This is a genomic window from Zunongwangia sp. HRR-M8, assembly GCF_027594405.1.
Taxonomy (GTDB): domain Bacteria; phylum Bacteroidota; class Bacteroidia; order Flavobacteriales; family Flavobacteriaceae; genus Zunongwangia.
The window spans coordinates 475244-492953 of the sequence record NZ_CP115161.1; the positions used below are offsets into that span (position 1 = coordinate 475244).

The 17710-nt window shown below is 34.4% G+C and carries 9 protein-coding genes; 3 read left to right on the forward strand and 6 right to left on the reverse strand.

The window, feature by feature from the left end:
* Nucleotides 1-20: 20 nt before the first annotated feature.
* Complete coding sequence (locus tag PBT89_RS02140) at nucleotides 21-3179, reverse strand: SusC/RagA family TonB-linked outer membrane protein (protein WP_270063194.1); 3159 nt, start codon at nucleotides 3177-3179, stop codon at nucleotides 21-23.
* Between the two features lie 301 nt (nucleotides 3180-3480).
* Between PBT89_RS02140 and PBT89_RS02145 the strand changes: the two genes are divergently transcribed.
* Nucleotides 3481-7464 carry a hybrid sensor histidine kinase/response regulator transcription factor gene (locus tag PBT89_RS02145; RefSeq protein ID WP_270063195.1) on the forward strand — a complete coding sequence of 1328 codons (3984 nt, stop codon included), beginning with the start codon at nucleotides 3481-3483 and terminating at the stop codon, nucleotides 7462-7464.
* 94 nt (nucleotides 7465-7558) lie between these two features.
* On the opposite strand, the gene PBT89_RS02150 is transcribed toward PBT89_RS02145, so the two are convergent.
* From PBT89_RS02150 to PBT89_RS02170, 5 genes are read right to left on the reverse strand one after another with little or no spacing between them, the layout of a single operon-like run.
* A complete protein-coding gene (locus PBT89_RS02150; RefSeq protein WP_270063196.1) occupies nucleotides 7559-8395 on the reverse strand; it encodes a DUF4249 domain-containing protein in 837 nt (278 codons plus the stop codon).
* Between the two features lie 6 nt (nucleotides 8396-8401).
* Nucleotides 8402-11002, reverse strand: a complete 2601-nt coding sequence (locus tag PBT89_RS02155; RefSeq protein ID WP_270063197.1) for a TonB-dependent receptor — start codon at nucleotides 11000-11002, stop codon at nucleotides 8402-8404.
* A gap of 28 nt (nucleotides 11003-11030) precedes the next feature.
* Nucleotides 11031-11873: a FecR family protein gene (locus PBT89_RS02160; protein ID WP_270063198.1), complete on the reverse strand. Its 843-nt coding sequence runs from the start codon at nucleotides 11871-11873 to the stop codon at nucleotides 11031-11033.
* Nucleotides 11870-12088: a hypothetical protein gene (locus PBT89_RS02165; RefSeq protein ID WP_270063199.1), complete on the reverse strand. Its 219-nt coding sequence runs from the start codon at nucleotides 12086-12088 to the stop codon at nucleotides 11870-11872. Before PBT89_RS02165 ends, PBT89_RS02160 begins: the two co-directional genes overlap by 4 nt.
* 45 nt (nucleotides 12089-12133) lie before the next feature.
* The gene (locus PBT89_RS02170; RefSeq protein WP_270063200.1) at nucleotides 12134-12664 is read right to left on the reverse strand and encodes an RNA polymerase sigma factor; all 531 of its coding nucleotides are present in this window, start codon (nucleotides 12662-12664) and stop codon (nucleotides 12134-12136) included.
* Between the two features lie 671 nt (nucleotides 12665-13335).
* On the opposite strand from PBT89_RS02170, the gene PBT89_RS02175 reads away from it, so the two are divergent.
* Entirely contained in the window at nucleotides 13336-14493 is a 1158-nt protein-coding gene (locus PBT89_RS02175; protein ID WP_270059384.1) for an efflux RND transporter periplasmic adaptor subunit, read from the forward strand.
* A gap of 36 nt (nucleotides 14494-14529) precedes the next feature.
* Complete coding sequence (locus PBT89_RS02180; RefSeq protein WP_270063201.1) at nucleotides 14530-17697, forward strand: efflux RND transporter permease subunit; 3168 nt, start codon at nucleotides 14530-14532, stop codon at nucleotides 17695-17697.
* The last annotated feature ends 13 nt before the right edge of the window (nucleotides 17698-17710 follow it).

Consider the following 17710-nt stretch of genomic DNA (forward strand, 5'->3'; position numbering starts at 1 on the left):
AATAATAATTTTTGTATTCATTAAAGTGAAAGATTAACCCCTATTACGATGGTACTTTGTTGTGGATAAACAACGCCGCCGCCGGCAGAAATTTCAGGATCAATACCAAAACCGTTTACATTGTCAAAAGAAACCAGGTTAGAAGCTGTGCCATAAATTCTTAATTTATCAGCATTAATTTTTGAAACTATACTTTTAGGAAAAGTATAACCTAACTCAATATTTCTTAGTCTTAAGAACCATACATTAGTAAGCCAAAAGTCGCTGTTGCGATGGTTAGGTCCTACATTGCCGTTTCTTACAGCAGGATAGCGCCCTGGTATCCATTCACTTTCAGGATCGTAAGGATCTGCTCTATGCCAACGATCTTCAAGTAGATATGCTGGAGAATTTCCGCCGGCATGAAATGGGTTTCTTAATTCGTATTCCTGAAACCAAGATTGCATTGAACCACCTGCAAGATCTATAGTTAAATCGATATTTTTCCAATTCATCGCAATAGTTCCACCGTAAGATAAGATAGGAGACCAATCTCGTGCATAACCTATGGGACGTTCGTCCATCCCGTTTATAACTCCGTCACCGTTAACATCTTTATAAATTAAATCTCCAGGGAGTAATGTTGAGTTGTTTTGACCATCAATATTGACATCGTAATTTCTAATTTGTTCTTCAGACTCAAACTGGCCAATTACCTGATAACCCCACCAAGCACCGCCCCAGCGATTTTCTGCAGAATATCGGTATTCATTATAAGAGTTACCAAAGCGTGGCTTGTAAGTAGAGATACTTTTATATCTTGAATAGGTGAAATTGCCACTTACCGAATAATTAAAATCATTTATATTTCCTTTATAAGTCAAAATAGCTTCAGCGCCATTGTATCCGTTCTCGTTTAAGTTTTCAGGAGGAAGTTTATAACCTATTTCGCTTGGAAGCAATACATCATATCGCCCAGCAGGTACTCCTGTTCTTCTTATTCTAAAAATATCACCAGTAAAACTTAGTTTGTTATCGAACATGGTGAGATCGATTCCTATATTTGATGTTTTATTTTTAATCCAAGATAAATTTCTGATAGGTAAACCTCTAGGTTTTAATCCAGTTGTATAATTATTATTCAATACAGCACCCCCCTCTTTCCAGGTGTAGCCAGCTAGGTAATCAAACATTTCTATATTGGCTTCTTTACCTGTTTGTCCTGTTGAAGCACGAATCTTAAGATCATTCACCACATCAGATAATGGCTCAAAGAATTTTTCATCTGAAATTCTCCAGCCTAATGAAACACCCGGGAAGAACGACCATTGATAGTCTTCAATATATTTAAATGAGGCATCATATCGTCCTAAAATCTCAACAATATACTTATCATCATAACTATAATTAAGTTTCCCAATATATCCAACTCTTGCCTGATAGCTCCAATAATCTGCGAAAGAATTAAGCTCATCGAACTGCAATAATGGGAGGTATCTATTTGAAGGATTGCTACCAATTTGCTGGTAATCCTGCTCAAAATCATTACGCTCGTAAGCACCCATGATAGAAAAAGAGTGCTTTCCAATTTTCTTAGCATAATCTAGTTTGATCTGGGAAAAAGTACTTATATCTTCTCTTTCAGTTTGATATCTCCATCCACTATCTGTGCCACCGGTTGGATTATAAGTATCGTTTGCTTCATCATAAGAAAATACATCATAACTATATTGGAAACCATCAAACTTATTATTGCTGAAGTTGTAAGAATAGGTTCCTCTAACTTTTAGACCAAAATCAAATTTATATTCTGCATACAAATTTGTGTTTAAGTTTCTTACAAAATTATCCTTATATCCTACGATGTCTCTCTTAAATAGAGCTGGGTTTCTTGAGTAATCACGTGTATGATTAGGATATTCTGGATTATTGTTGGCGTAGGGAGGAGTTGTAGGGATATTGCTGAATAAACCTAATATTGCTGAGTAATAACCGTCTCCTCCAGGTAACCCAACATCATTAGTTTCTTCTAATTTTCCGCTAATTTGGGTTCCTACTGTTAATCTTTTTGCAATTTGAGATTCAATATTTACCTGCAGATTAGTTCTTTCGTAACCAAAATCATCTAATAATGCTTCCTGGCGAGTATTAGCTATAGATAGATAGTAGTTGGTTTTATCTGTACCTCCGGCAACACTTGCATTTAGGTGATATTGAGGTACATTATCCCTCATTAAAAAGTCATAATAATCATAGCTTTGATAACCAGGCTCAGTTCCCTGTTGCCATTTTTGTAACTCTTCTGGTGTGTAAACAGCATTGGGATCACGTCCTTCGTTTTGAGCAGCCTCAACTAATCCTCTTGTGTATTGTGCAGCATTAGCTAATTCTGGGAAACGTGTTAAGTTTTGCCATCCGTAATAGCTGTTGATGTTAATTTTAGGTTTATCCCCTTTTCTACCTTTTTTAGTAGTTACTAGCACCACACCACTCGCTGCACGCATACCGTATACTGCGGCAGAAGCATCTTTTAAAATAGAAATACTTTCGATATCCTCTGGGTTAAGCGAATTAAACATATTTACACCCGCATTTCCTGTAGATTGTAGCCAATCGCGACCCGAGTCTCCTCCGTAGGGTACACCATCAATTACAAAAAGAGGACTCCCCATGTTCCTAATTTCTAATCTAGCGCCTCTTCCCGGTCTGGCATCTTGTGCACGTACAGCTACACCTTGTATTTTACCCGCTAGGGCGCCTGCAGTAGTGGTAGATGTAGTTCTTGAAATTTCATCAGATTTAATAACACTAACAGCACCGGTTAAATCCTTTCTTTTTTTGGTGCCATATCCGACCACAACAACCTCATTTAAAGATTCGGTATCGTTTAATAATGTTATAGAGAAAATATCTTTTTCTCCAATTTCAATTTCTTTAGTTTGGAAGCTTACAAAAGAAACTACCAATACTGCGTTTTCAGGATTTTTCACTTCTAGTGAAAATTCTCCGTCCATATTGGTTACCGTTCCATTTGATGTGCCTTTAATTAAGACAGTAGCTCCTGGTAATGGTAATCCAGATTCATCTAGAACTTCTCCCGTAATTTCTTTTTGTTGGGCAAAAAGTGATGTGCCCATGATCAAAAAGAGAAATAAAATATTGGGTTTTGATTTTCCCAGATTGAGTAGAAATGTAAACATACATTTTGATTTTAGTTAATTTTTAAATAAAAGTTAGATTTGCATGCCGAATTGTGTTGAAAACGATTTCGTCAATTTTCCTTGTTACAATTTTCTTAATTTTATAAGGATTGTATCGGGTGCTAAATGGTTTAATGAGTGGTTTAAAATGACTCAATATGCTATTTTGCTTATTTTTAGCGCTAGAATTTGTATAATCAATAACAATATCTATTACTTAATGAGAATTTGTAAGTCTGTATTTTTATTAATCAATCTCATAACTATAATTACATTTTGTAACCCAGTTTTAGCACAAAAATTGGAATCTTTACATTTTTATGAAATTAATACAGAGGATGGGCTCTCCAGTAATTTTGTTAATGATATAACGCAAGATTCTCTTGGTTTTATTTGGATAGCAACAAGTGACGGACTTAATCGGTATAACGGGACAGATTTTAAAATTTTTAAAAGCGGCAAACCTAATTATAATTTATCTAATAATTATGTGCAGAGCATTGAGGTAGTTGGTAGTAAAATTTATATAGGTACCGATGGAGGTTTGTCTATTTATGATAATAAAAATGAATCTATGGCTATCTATAACGAAAAAAAGGACAGCCTATTAGGTAATAGTATAAGCGCGATTAGAAAGTTAGCAGGCGACAGTATCGCTTTGGGAGTTTACAGAGGTGGTTTGCAGTGGCTGTCTTCTTCCGAAGAAGTGTTTAGTGTTAACTCAAAATTGAACAGTAATTTATCATCCAAAGAAATTTCTTCAGTCGTTCAAATAGAGAATAGCTTATTTGTTGGAACTTTTGATAATGGTCTTAATAGAATTGACCTAAATACCAATACCGTAGAAGCCAATATTTTTGATCTTGGAGCTATTAACAGTCTTTATAAAGATAGCAACAATAATCTATGGATAGGAACTCGAAATGGCTTAGTAATATTTACTAAGAAAGATAAAATTATTCGCATTAACAAAGCTGCTAATCCACAAGAAGGCTTGAGTGATAGTGATATTTTATGTTTTCAGGAAGATGAAAATGGTTTTATGTGGATTGGCACCAGAAATGGAGGACTTAATTTATTGAACATCAGTAATATTATCAAAAATCAAATTTTAGAAGTCGAGTGGTATCTGCCGTCTGAAGATGAAAATAGCGTTACTAATCGTACTGTTTCCTCTCTTTTTTTAGATAGCGATAAAAACATGTGGATAGGAACTTCCACTGGAATTAATTTTGTCCAAACATCTGGTGAAATTGTTCAGTTCAGGAAACATGTAGAGAATAATAATCAGAGTTTAAGTCATGATAGAGTGGGAGCAATTGCGATCTCTAAATCTGATGGAGTTTGGGTGGGGACCGATGGGGGAGGTCTCGATTATTTCGATCCCGAAAAGGGGAGTTTTAAGCATTTATCAAAGAATTCTTTCAAAAATGGTTTAAGCAGTAATTATATTTTGTCATTGCTTGAAGACTCTCATGAACGTCTGTGGATAGGTACCTTTCGAGGTGGTATAAATCTTTACAAAAATGGTCAGTTTAAAAACTATTTACAAGGATCTCCGGCAGAAGGTAGTGATGTAAGAGTCATTTTTGAAGCTATAAATAATAAATTATGGATAGGTACAAATAGAGGTGGCTTATTTTGGTTTGACGAAAACATAGGAGATTTCAAAAACGTGACTGCTTTAGAAAAACTTGATATCCGTGATATTTCTGAAGATGAAAATGGTAATTTGTGGCTTGCAACTTATGGTTCAGGACTTAAAAAATACAATCCAAAAACAAAAGAAACCATAACCTATTCTTTAAATAACGATCTCCAATTCCCCAGTGACATTATTTTTAGTGTACTTTATTTAGGAGAAGGTCAACTTTTGGCGGGAACACGTTATGAAGGTCTTGTTCATTTAAATACCGAAAATAACTCTTTTGATAGAGTGACCGAAGTAGATGGATTAAGTAATAATTCGATAGTAGGAATAATTAAAGAAGACGATCAATATGTTTGGCTTAGTACTTTTAGCGGAATCAATCGTTATAATGTCGAAACTCGGGAAATTGTAAATATTTCAACCTTAAATAATATACAGACTGGAGAATTTAATGTTGGTGCCATTAGCAAATCTGGAGATGGTATAATTTATATCGGCGGAAATAAGGGATTAAACTTTTTTGATCCAGCAGAAATTCAACAAAACGAAAAAAATACGCCAATATATTTTGATAATCTTAAGATTTTAAATGAAAAAGTTTCTGTTGAAAATAGCCCTGATGCTGTTTTAGATAGCTCTCTTTTTTATAAAAATGATATCACCTTGGCGTATAATGAAAATTCTTTTTCGGTAGACTTTCATAATTTAGATTTTCCATTTGCCAGAAATACCGATTTCGTCTACAAATTAGATGGGTATAGTGATATTTGGATAGAAACGAACGGCGCTAACACCGCCAATTTCACAAAAGTTCCTCCCGGAGATTATAAACTTATTGTAAAAACTAAATCTGGATTAAATAGTGTAAGCAAAGCGCAATTGGGTATTACGATTACCCCGCCTTTTTGGAGCACCTGGCCAGCTTATCTGCTTTATCTTATTTCAATTTTAGTAATAATTTATCTAATATCAAGATACTATAGTGAGCGATTAAAACTCAAAAATTCAATTGTTTTAGAACAAAAGCGCTATCAGTTAGAGCATCAGCTTAACGAAGAGCGACTGCGATTTTTTACTGGCTTTTCACATGAGCTTAAGACGCCTCTCACTTTAATTCTTGCGCCTATCGAAAGTTTATTAGAAAGAGTGAAACAGAAAGATTCTCGTGACGATCTCAAATTTATTCGAAGAAATGCAAAGAGTTTACAGCAAGCAATCAATAAATTATTAGAGTTTAGAAAATCTGAAGAAGGCTTAAGTCAGTTAAACTGTAATAATCATGATTTAAAGGAATATTTAAAGAGATGGGTGAAAAATTATCAGCCTCTAGCAAAGGAAAAAAATATTCAATTTCGCTTAAATTATAATCTCGATCAAAATAAACTTAATTGTGACATTGATAAAATTGGCGTAATTATCAATAACATATTATCTAATGCTTTAAAATATTCTGATAAGAATACAGCGGTAAAAATTGAAGTCTATTGTGAGGGTGCAGCTCTTAAAATCGAAGTTACCAATCGGGGAGAAGGAATCAGCTCAGAAGAAATAAATCATATTTTTGAATGGTATTACCGTGCAGATCATCAACAAAAAACAGGAACTGGGATAGGACTCGCTTTATCGAAGAGCTTCGCAGAGTTGCACGAAGGTACTATTGAAGTAAATAGTACTCCAGGAAGCGAGACAAGTTTTACACTTTGTCTTCCACAAAAATTATTGGTTTCTGAAAATCAAGATTTAGCTAATAAAGAGCAAGTAATTATAACTGAAGAAATTGCAGAGGATACTGAGGTTTCAGCGCTTATTAGTTCTGAACATCAAAAGAGTCTTTCTGCAGACGCGAACAGGAAAATTATGCTGATTATTGATGATAATCCCGAGATTCGCCTTTTTCTAGAGAATCTTTTTAAGGAATCCTACGATTTGCTTTTTGCAGAAGATGGGCAGGAAGGTATAAATAAGGCGACCAAATATGTGCCAGATGTTATTATATCTGATGTTATGATGCCAATCAAAAACGGTATCGATCTTTGTGCCGATCTTAAGGCAGATGCTATAACTAGTCATATCCCGGTGATATTGCTAACAGCCAAATCAAATACAGAGAGTGTAAGTTCAGGGTATCAGGAAGGGGCAGATTTGTATATAACCAAACCTTTTAAACCTAAAGTGTTGAAGCTACAGGTGAAGAGTCTGTTAGCAAATAGAGAGAAATTACGTATTCATTTTTCACAATCTGATAAAACCGAATCATTTATTAGTCAGGAAAAAAATTCAAAATTAATCGAAACTGAAAAACAGTTTTTAAAGAAAATCGAAGAAATTATTTTGGATCCAGATCATTTGAAAAAAGTGAATACCGAGTTTCTAGCAAAAAAGATGGGAATGAGTAGAACCCCGCTTTATAGAAAAATTAAAGCGCTAACAGGTTTTAATATAAACGAATTAATAAGGGATATTAGAATAAGAAAGGCAGCCGATCTTATATACCGTGAAAATTATTCGGTTACTGAAGCTTCGTATGCGGTAGGCTTTAGTAGTATCAAATATTTTAGAAAGATTTTTAAAGAAAAATACGGTAGCAATCCTTCAGAATTTAAAACAGGTGCTACTAGTAAAACATCGATATAATTAATCTGCCAAAGAGCTTTCCAAAAAATAACGAAGCCTCTAAATATTTAGAGGCTTCTTTTGAACTATTTTAAAATTGCGAAAAAAATTATTATTATTCGATCGTATAATCGAAACTTCTAGACTGCGACAAACTAAAATAACCAAAGGCATAATTATCTCCATTTGTATTGTTGATAATATTACCTCTTATGTTTGCAGGAGGAGTGCTAAAAGGATCGCCGCTTGTACTTTGTATAATAAGACTTATGTATTCATAAAATTGTTCAGAAATACCTCTAAAAGTGGTATTAACTGTAGATCCTACTTCCAAATCTTCATCAGAAAACCCATAGTCAACTTCATTACCATTTATGAATTCGTCACTACCAACTCCATATACAGGATAAATTAAAAAATCGGTTCGATAAGTTTCTAAATAGTAATTTTCTTCCTCCTCAGGATCATTGAAATAATAGGTGATTTCATAATTGTCAGCTGAAAAACCACCATCATCGGACTGTTCAATTTTTGTAATTTCAGGGGTGCTTACCATACGTTCTGTAGCCGTATAGGTTTCATTATCTACAATTACTTCTAACTGATAGCTGGCGTTTAGCTCTGGTGAAAAATTATTACATTGGTAAGTTCCGGCTTCTTCGGTCTCTTCAAAAATAAAAATATCACCGTTAGTATTGCTAATTTCAACTTCAGCATTACTTACTTTTTGCGTTTCTGTTTCGTAATAATCTGTAAGTCGGCTTAGATAAATTTGCTGAACATTTCCGGGTGTATTGGCTTCCCATAAAATTTCAGCATCAACAACTAATCGATTGTCAGAAGGCTCTAGGTCTACTTCAATTACTTCTTCGCAGGAATAAAATGTAAAGATTAAACTGCAAAGAATAGCGTATAACCAGGTTCTTTTAGTGAATTTATATAAAGTTTTCATAGCTTATTAAAATTTGAAATTGTAAGAAACACTAGGGATTGCTCCAAAAATTGAAAGGCGTCGCGCTTCGTTGAAGCCAGTGTCTTCATTAGTTGTAAATCTAACCGAAGCTGCATTTTGTCGGTTATAAGCATTATATAAGCTAAAAACCCAATAACTTTGCCAGCCTTTTTTCTTATCTGGTTTTGGCGTGTATGTGGCAGCCAAATCTAAATGATGATAAGTAGGTAAACGGTTCTCGTTTCTTTTAGAATAATTAGGAACATGAATGCCTCCCAGCTCATAATAACCATTAGGATAAGTTACCGGTTGTCCCGATTGCAGAGAAAAATTAGCACTAAAAGACCATTTTTTAGTATGCTCATAATTTGCCACAAAGCTCAAATTGTGTAATTTATCGTAAGGAGAAAAGTACCAATCTCCGTCTGCAATCCCAGGTTCTTCAGGAGTGTTTCCTGTGGTACGTTGTTCTGCTCTCGATATGGTGTAAGAAAGCCAACCTGTTAGTTTTCCTGTGTTTTTTCTGAATAAAAACTCCATCCCGTACGCTCTGGCTTTACCGCTAAGCAATACTTGTTCAATATTATTATTGCCTATAAGATCTGCCCCATCTACGTAATCAACACGGTTTTTAATGTCTTTATAAAAAGCTTCAGTTTCCAACGAATATTTTTTGTTACTGAAGTTTCTAAAATAACCTAAAGCATATTGATCTAAAAGTTGAGGTTTGATAAATGGTCCACTAGGCGTCCACATATTTACAGGAGTTGGCGATTGGCTGTTGGAAATAATGTGCATATACTGCGCCATGCGATTATAACTGGCTTTAAAAGAAGTTTCGTCGTTTAATGCATAAGACAATGCAGCACGAGGTTCTAAATTAGAAAAGTCCTTTATTACTTCGCCACTATCATAATTGGTGCTTCCTATAATTGGAGCATCTTCATAAATGTTGAAATCTGGATTGTACATCGCGGGATTGTTATTGGCATAAGTGTTTACGACCTGCGGGCCATAACGATAAAACATGCTATAACGTAATCCATATCTTAAGTTTAGTTTTTCAGAAATCTTATGATTTACATCGATATAAGCAGATGGCTCAAACGCATATTTCTTATCTAATTGTAAAAAATTGATCGCAGAGCTTTCGTCTTTAGGTAAGAGCGTACCAGGATTAGTTTCGTAATAAGTGGCTTCCAATCCATAATTTAATTGAATAGCTTCAGAAAGATAATGGTTCCAATCATATTTTAAACCATAGCTTGTTACGGCACTATCCCAATCGAAACTTTGACTATCAAGATTTAAGTTGAATTGATAATCACTATAAAAAATCGATAAATCTGTATTTATATCTTCATTAAAGCGATGCTTCCAGTTAAGTTTTCCCATGGTATTTCCATACGTGGTTGCAAAGCTATCGCCAATATCAAAAAGATCGTTTCCAAAATATCCTGAAAAGCTCAGTGTATTATTTTTATTTAAGCGGTAATTCAGTTTTGCATTTAAGTCATAAAACTGTGCAGAATTATCAACCAAGAAAATATGAGCGTAGGAAGATCTACCGGCGATCATAAATGAAGCTTTGTCCTTAATTATCGGTCCTTCGGCTTTAAGGTGGCTAGAGATCAATCCAATCCCTCCTTCAAGTTTGTAATCTTTATAATCTCCGTTAGCTTGTTTTATATCTAAAACCGAAGAAACTCTACCACCATATTTAGAAGGTATTCCACCTTTGTAAAGATCTAAGGAACGTACGGCATCGGCATTAAAAACCGAGAAAAAACCGAATAAATGCGAATCGCTATAGATAGGAACATCGTCCAGTAAGATTAAGTTTTGATCGGCAGCACCACCACGAACGTTAAAACCAGAAGAACCTTCACCAGCATTGGTAACCCCAGGAAGCGTAAGAAGCGATTTTAAAGGATCGGGCTCCCCCATAGCTACCGGGATTTGTTTAATTTCATTCATCGTCAGGCTATTCATGCTCATTTGCGGCTTCTTGATATTCACCGCTTTCCCGTTTTGTTCGATCACTACTTCATCTAATGTTTCTCCTCCTTCTTCCAATTGAATTTTTAGATTGCGATCACGATCTAAATTAACAGTTTTTGTAATGGTTTGATAGCCTAAAAAACTAAAGCTTACTTGATAAGTGTTTCGCGGAAGTTTAATAGAAAACTCACCATCAAAATTAGATGTAGTTCCTTTTTGAAGTTCTGGGATGTTTATAGTAGCTCCTAATAGGGGAACATTTTTTTCATCGTAAATAGTGCCCGAAAGCAAAAATTCCTTTTGGCTGTCATTAGAGATTCGCTGTTTTACGGTAATATTATTGCCTAAAAGTTTGAATTCCTGCGGAAGTTGCGTGTTTAAATTGCGAATTAATTCGTCTATTTCTATGTTGTCATATTTAAACGATTGGGCAAAGGATACCTTAGATTTAAGATCTTCAGTATAGGCTAATTTATAAGGCGATTGACTTTCAATCTGATCTTTTAAATTATTGATTGTATTCCCTTTTTCAATATTTATAGCTAAGTTTTGGCTAACTAAACTTAAGCTACAAATAAATAAATAGGAGAAAAAAAGATATTTCATGCGTTGATGAGGTTTTGAAAAATGGTTTTTAAAATTTTTCTTTTAGGATAACTTTTCTTTTCGAGTTGTCTATCTCGTAATTTAGATTATGGATTTCAGTAATAATTTTTAAAGGTGTTTCAAGATCATCTTCTTTATTGATTCGTAATGAGGTCTCTTTATTTAAAAAGTTCTTTTCTAGTTGTATATCAAAACCATATTGTTCCTCTAAATAATCAATAATGGTTTTTAATTTTTTACTTTCAAAATCAACATATGTTTTGATATGGTGGATCTTTGGAGTATTTTTTTGGTAACTAAATTCTTCGCCTGGCGAGAGTATCCAGCTTTCAGATTGCCCTTTGATATTCATTTTAATTTTTCCTTCATAAAGCTTTACTTTCGTATGCTTATCTTGCCCAGTAATTATGGTAAAAGTGGTTCCAAGAACCGTTGTAATAAGACTGCCTTTATGAACTTTAAAAGGATGATGTTTATCTTTTGTTACCTGAAAAAATGCATTGCCTTCTAAGTAAACTTTTCTGTTCTTATTAAAATTTTGGGGATAAGATATTTTAGAATGGTTATACATCCTAATTTCGGTGCTATCGGGTAAATAAACCAATTTCGTTTTATCGCTAGGATTTGAAATATTTACAATAGAAACTTTACTTTGCTGTGGTAGCTTGAGAAAATAAAAGCTCCCGCCCAAAATCAATACTAATACAGCTGCAGCATATTTTAGATAAATAGATTTTTTGCTGCGTTTCTTTTTTATCGTGTTTTGATGGAAATCTTTCCAAGATTCCAATTTGGTGTAAGGCGATTGTTTTAAAGGTGTTTCTTTCCAATATTCGTCAAACTGGGCATCAATTTGGTCTTTATCTATCATGATGCTTGCAATAACTCACAATTAAAGCCCTCTTTTTGTACGCTTGTAATAAAATTTCCTGCTATTGCTGCTTGCGAAGAAACAATAATTAAAATATGATTATCCATTTCGTAAGGATGTATTTCGCAGTCATAAAAATTGAAGGCAAGAATTTTTAGAAGATAAATCAATTGGTCGCGTTCTAGGATATCGAGTTTGTAAATTTCAACAATCATTTTAGCTTATCTTTTTATAGTATACAATCGAGATTGTAAAAGTTCCTAAGCCTTTTTTATTTTTTTTCGGATAAAATTATTTGCCAGATAAATATGGTTAGCAATGGTTTTATGAGAAAGCTGAGTCATGCTCGATATCTCTTTATAAGAATAATTCTCTAGCTTATGGAGTTTGAAAATTTTTTTTTGCTGAACGGGAAGTTGATCAATTAGTTTAGAAATATTTTCCTTTCTATTTGCGGTCTCATCAAATTCAGAAATTTCTGAAGGATTTTGGCTTTTTAGAAAATCTGGATCTAATGGAATAATCTTATTTTCTCGTTTAAGATGGTTAAAAACAATATTTTTACATATTACGATTACCTGAGCTTCTAATGCAATATCCTCTTTAAGCAAACTTCTGTTATTGTAAATTTTCACAAAAGCCTCTTGAATAAAATCCTCTGGAGTCAAGAATTTAAACTGAAATTTTTTACAGATATGAAATAACTTGTCATAATACGCTACATATACCTCTTTAAAGGTCTTGGTATTCCTCAATTTTAATTGCTGAATTGTTTTCCTGTTACTTTTCATTACTTCTGTAAGAGCTAATTATAGCTATTAAACGATAAGGATTACCTTATAATATACGAGTAGCATAATTTTTTTGAACGATCGAATTTATCTTAATTAAATTCATTTGAAATTTACCGGTGCAAACTTAGAAAATCTAATTTGTAATTTTAAAAGTTAGATTGTAGATTTGTCAGCCTTTTTTTAGGGCGTATTTAAAAGCTATTGCAATCTTCTTTTAAGGAATATTAATTTTTAATTATATTCCTGCTCATAGAAGCTATAGAATATACTATTGAGTTAGAACATAAAGCTTCAAAATGAATTTATTGTTGAAGTAAAAATTTAGTTGTGTTGTTTGTTCCAAGTGATTGGAACTTGTAGGTAGCCTTTCAATAATTGAAGGATACCAATGAGAAGCTTTTTTCCGTTAATTCGGGAAGAGGCTTTTTTGTTTTATTATAACTTCAAAGATCACTTAGGTTATATTTAAGAATTGCTAAGAGCATTTTTATTAAAAATCTTCATCGCTACATTTTCAAAAGTGTGGCACTAATCAACAGATTGTGTGGTGAACATAAACGTTCAAAACCCCATAAATTCTTAAAATAGCCTTAAAATTGAGCTTCTAAAACGTTTGAAATGTAGCGGTATGCAAATTGCTTAAATGATAATCAGAAAAAATATAACGCATGAGCAATAAATATAATCTATCCGTTTTAGCACGTTTTGCGTGGTTATTAATCACCATTTGTTCGTTAGGTTTAGCAACGTCCTGCAAAGAAGAAGAAAAAGAAGATGAAGGTATCCCTTTACCAGTAATTTCTTTGCAAGAACAAAATGCCTCCAAAGGATTTGAATATATAGGATCTATTGAAGGAGTAGAAACTATTGAAATTAGACCACAGGTAGATGGAATTTTAGAAGAGATCTATGTAGATGAAGGCGATTTTGTAGAAAAAGGACAGGATTTATTCAAAGTAAATAGTCAACCGTATATGGAAGACTATAAAAATGCGAGAGCCAATGTTGCTTTAGAAAGAGCCAAAGTCGAAAAGGCAAAAAGTGATTTAGAACGTTTGCAACCACTTATTGATAACGAAGTAATTTCTGAAGTTCGAAAAAAATCTGTTGAGGCCGATTATCAGGTAGCTCTATCTTCACTTCAAAGAGCACAAGCCCAGGCAGCTAATATGAGAATCAATCTCGATTTTACTACTATAAAAGCACCTGTTAGCGGTTTTATGGGCAGAATCCCAAAATCACCTGGTAATGTCGTAAAGCAAACCGACGAGAAACCTCTTACCGTATTATCCAAAGTAGATGATATTTACGTCTATTTTTCGATGAGTGAGTCAGATTACTTATACTACGAAAGAGCGAAGAACGATACGCTTTCTAATAAAATGAATAATAAAGTAAAACTGGTTCTTGCCGATGAGTCTGTTTATGAGCATACCGGAAAAATCGATGCGAATTCTGGGCAAATCGATAAAACTACCGGATCTATTACTTTAAGAGCTCGATTTGAAAATCCCGATACCTTATTAAGATCTGGTAATACGGGTAAAATTTTAATGGAAGAAATTTATCCAAAAGCGATTTTGGTACCTCAAAGTGCTACAACCTTTATTCAGGATAAAAAATTCGTTTTTGTTTTAGATGAAAACAATATAGCACAGCGAAAAGAAATAATTACAGAAGGACGATCTGGTGATAATTATATTGTTAGTTCCAAAAGTTTGTCTCCAAAGGATCGTATTGTGCTTTCTGGCTTAGATAAATTAGCCAACGGCATTAAAGTAAAACCAATCGAACGCGGGCGTTTACTATCTCAGGTCCAACTATAAATCACCACTTTTTAGCCAAACCAAACCTAGATTTACATGTTTAAGAAAATAATAAAAAGGCCCGTACTTACACTGGTCATTACTATCATATTGGTTATTGCCGGGGCCGCAAGTATTGCCTCTTTACCCGTAGAACGTTTTCCTGAAATTGCACCTCCAAGTGTTAGTGTTCAGGTTTATTATCCCGGGGGGAATGCAGAAACTGTTGCTAAGTCTGTTTTATTGCCAATCGAAGAAGCTATTAATGGGACCGAGAATATGTCTTATGCCAATTCTACTGCAACAAACTCAGGTAGAGGTCGGGTTACTGTTTACTTTAAACCGGGTACAGACCCAGATTTAGCTGCTGTAGATATTCAGAATAGAATATCAACCATCACATCTATGATCCCTCAGGAAGTGACTGAAGCTGGTATTTCGGTAACAAAAAGAATGAAGGGTAGTATCATGACGATAAATATTTATAGTGATGATCCTACGTACGATGAAACATTTCTAAACGCCTTTACCAGAATAAACATACGACGAGAATTAAAACGTGTAGATGGATTAGCACAGGCTTCGATTTTGAGGCAGCGGGATTACGCTATGAGAATATGGCTAAACCCTCAAAAAATGGCTTCCTACCAGTTAACTCCGCGTGATGTGTTCGATCAGATTAAAGATCAGAATTTTGAAGCTGCACCGGGTAAATTTGGTGAAAACTCTGAAGAGCTTTTTGAAATTATAATGAAGCATGATGGCCGTTTTAATCAACCCGAGGATTACGAAAATCTGGTTATTAAAACCAAAGATGAGACAGTACTACATTTAAGGGATATTGCCAGAGTAGAATTTGGTGCTTCTAATTATACCAGTGAGAATCGGCTAAATGGTAAACCATCGGTTACAATCGATGTTGTGCAACAAAATGGTGCAAATGCCATGGAAATTGATGGTAAAATTAGAGAAATATTAGAACAGCAATCACGATTATTTCCAGAGGATGTTCATTATAAAATCACCTATAGTGTTCGCGATCAAATAGACGAGTCGATGAGTCAGGTAGAACATACACTCGTAGAAGCCTTTATCCTAGTGTTTTTAGTAGTTTTTATTTTTCTTCAGGATTTTAGGGCGACGCTAATTACAGCAATTTCAATCCCTGCTTCTTTATTAGGAACCTTCTTTTTCTTGAATATTATTGGTGCTTCGATGAATGTCCTTAGTATGTTCTCTTTAGTGCTGGCTATTGGTATTGTAGTAGATGATGCCATTGTAGTAATGGAAGCTATTCACGAAAAGATGACACATCATAATATGCCGGTAAAAGAAGCGGTAAGCGCTGCTATGGACGAGATTACCGGGGCAATTATATCGATAACCGTAGTGATCGCCGCAGTATTTTTACCTGTAGGATTTTTAAGTGGGCCTGTTGGAGTTTTTTATCAGGAATTCGCTTATACTATCATTTTTGCAGTATTGATTTCAGCGATAAATGCTTTAACGCTAACTCCGGTTTTAAGTAAAATTTTCTTCGATGGCAAAAATAAAAACAAAGAAAAACGAGGAATCGCTAAAGCCGTATCTAATTACAGGCAATATAGAAAAGCCAAAATATTACGAAACAAAGGATTTAGAAAATTCGATAGTTTCTTTGATAGGTTTACTAAGAGATATCTGGGGGTTGTACGGTGGACACTGAATCACAAATGGATTGGATTGGCAGCATTAGCCGTAATTATAGGTGCAACGGTATTTTTGTCGAAAATAACACCTAGTGGATTTATCCCTACGGAAGATGATAATTTCTTGATATTATCGATGAAAATGCCCGAAGGATCTTCATTACACCGTACAAACACAGCGCTAAGAAAAGCAGATTCTATTTTGCAGGAACAACCTGCTGTTAAAGGTGTGAATACTGTTTCTGGTTTTAATGTGGTAGATAATGCAAATAGTCCATCATCAGGATTGGCGTATGTACAGTTAAAGTCGGCTGATGAGCGCGGTGAAATTCAGGAGATAAAACCAGTAATCAAAAATTTATTAAGTAAGCTGGATGATATTCCCGAAACAGATTTTAATATGTATCCAAGACCAACTATCCAGGGATTTGGTAATTTCGACGGAGTACAGTTTATGCTTCAGGATAGGGCAGATGGCGATTTAGGTGAGTTTGGGCAAATTGTAAATGAATTTATAAACACCTTGAATAATCAGGAATCGGTTGAAAATGCTTTTACATCTTTCAACCCTAATTTCCCACAATATCGCTTAGATATCGATTACGAAAAAGCCAAAAGTATGGGAGTAAGCGTCAAAGATATGATGTTTACCATTCAGTCTTACTTTGGTAGAGTCCAGCCTGGAGACTTCAATAGGTTTAGTAGGCAATACGGAGTTTATATGCAATCTGATATTCAGTTTAGAGAGTCTCCAGAGTCATTCAACAGCATTTTTGTTAAAAACGATAAAGGAGAAATGGTTCCGGTTAATACAATTGTGAAGCTTAAACAAACTTACGGGCCAGAAGTTGTGAATCGATATAACCTTTACAATGCTGCTAAGATTAATGTTACTCCCGCAGAGGGTTATAGTACGGGTGATGTGATGAATATGATTGAAGATCTTACTGCTGAAAAGCTTCCTGCAACCTTAAGTTACGAGTGGACCAGTATGAGTTTAGAAGAGAAAAATTCTGGTGGGGACACGATCATTGTGTTCATAATCATTATTTTATTGGTCTATTTTATTCTGGCGTCACAATACGAAAGTTTCTTATTGCCATTAGCCGTTATGCTATCCTTACCGGTGGGAATATTTGGCGTTTTTACAGCCATTAATTTAGCGGGTATCGATAACAATATTTATGTGCAGATTGGTATTATTATGCTTATTGGTTTATTAGCAAAAAATGCGATTCTAATTGTAGAATTTGTGGCTCAAAAAAGACGAGCTGGTTTCTCTGCATTTGATGCCGTGGTGGAAGCAAGTGCACTCAGAATTCGGCCAATAATTATGACGTCGCTGGCATTTACTGTAGGATTAATTCCATTAATGTTTGCTGAAGGTTCTTCGGCACAGGGAAATCATTCGGTTAGTATTGGTACTGCAGGTGGGATGATTAGCGGTATTGTTCTAGGGATTTTTATTATTCCGTTACTTGCTTATGTATTCCAAAAACTTCACGATAAAATGAATTTGGAACGTTATGGCGATTAAACCAAAATCAACT

Bases quoted from the DNA above. Each gene is read 5' to 3' on its own strand.
- PBT89_RS02155 (WP_270063197.1), bottom strand. From the start codon at position 11,002: ATGAAATATCTTTTTTTCTCCTATTTATTTATTTGTAGCTTAAGTTTA.
- PBT89_RS02165 (WP_270063199.1), bottom strand. From the start codon at position 12,088: ATGATTGTTGAAATTTACAAACTCGATATCCTAGAACGCGACCAATTG.
- PBT89_RS02140 (WP_270063194.1), bottom strand. From the start codon at position 3,179: ATGTTTACATTTCTACTCAATCTGGGAAAATCAAAACCCAATATTTTA.
- PBT89_RS02175 (WP_270059384.1), top strand. From the start codon at position 13,336: ATGAGCAATAAATATAATCTATCCGTTTTAGCACGTTTTGCGTGGTTA.
- PBT89_RS02170 (WP_270063200.1), bottom strand. From the start codon at position 12,664: ATGAAAAGTAACAGGAAAACAATTCAGCAATTAAAATTGAGGAATACC.
- PBT89_RS02160 (WP_270063198.1), bottom strand. From the start codon at position 11,873: ATGATAGATAAAGACCAAATTGATGCCCAGTTTGACGAATATTGGAAA.
- PBT89_RS02180 (WP_270063201.1), top strand. From the start codon at position 14,530: ATGTTTAAGAAAATAATAAAAAGGCCCGTACTTACACTGGTCATTACT.
- PBT89_RS02150 (WP_270063196.1), bottom strand. From the start codon at position 8,395: ATGAAAACTTTATATAAATTCACTAAAAGAACCTGGTTATACGCTATT.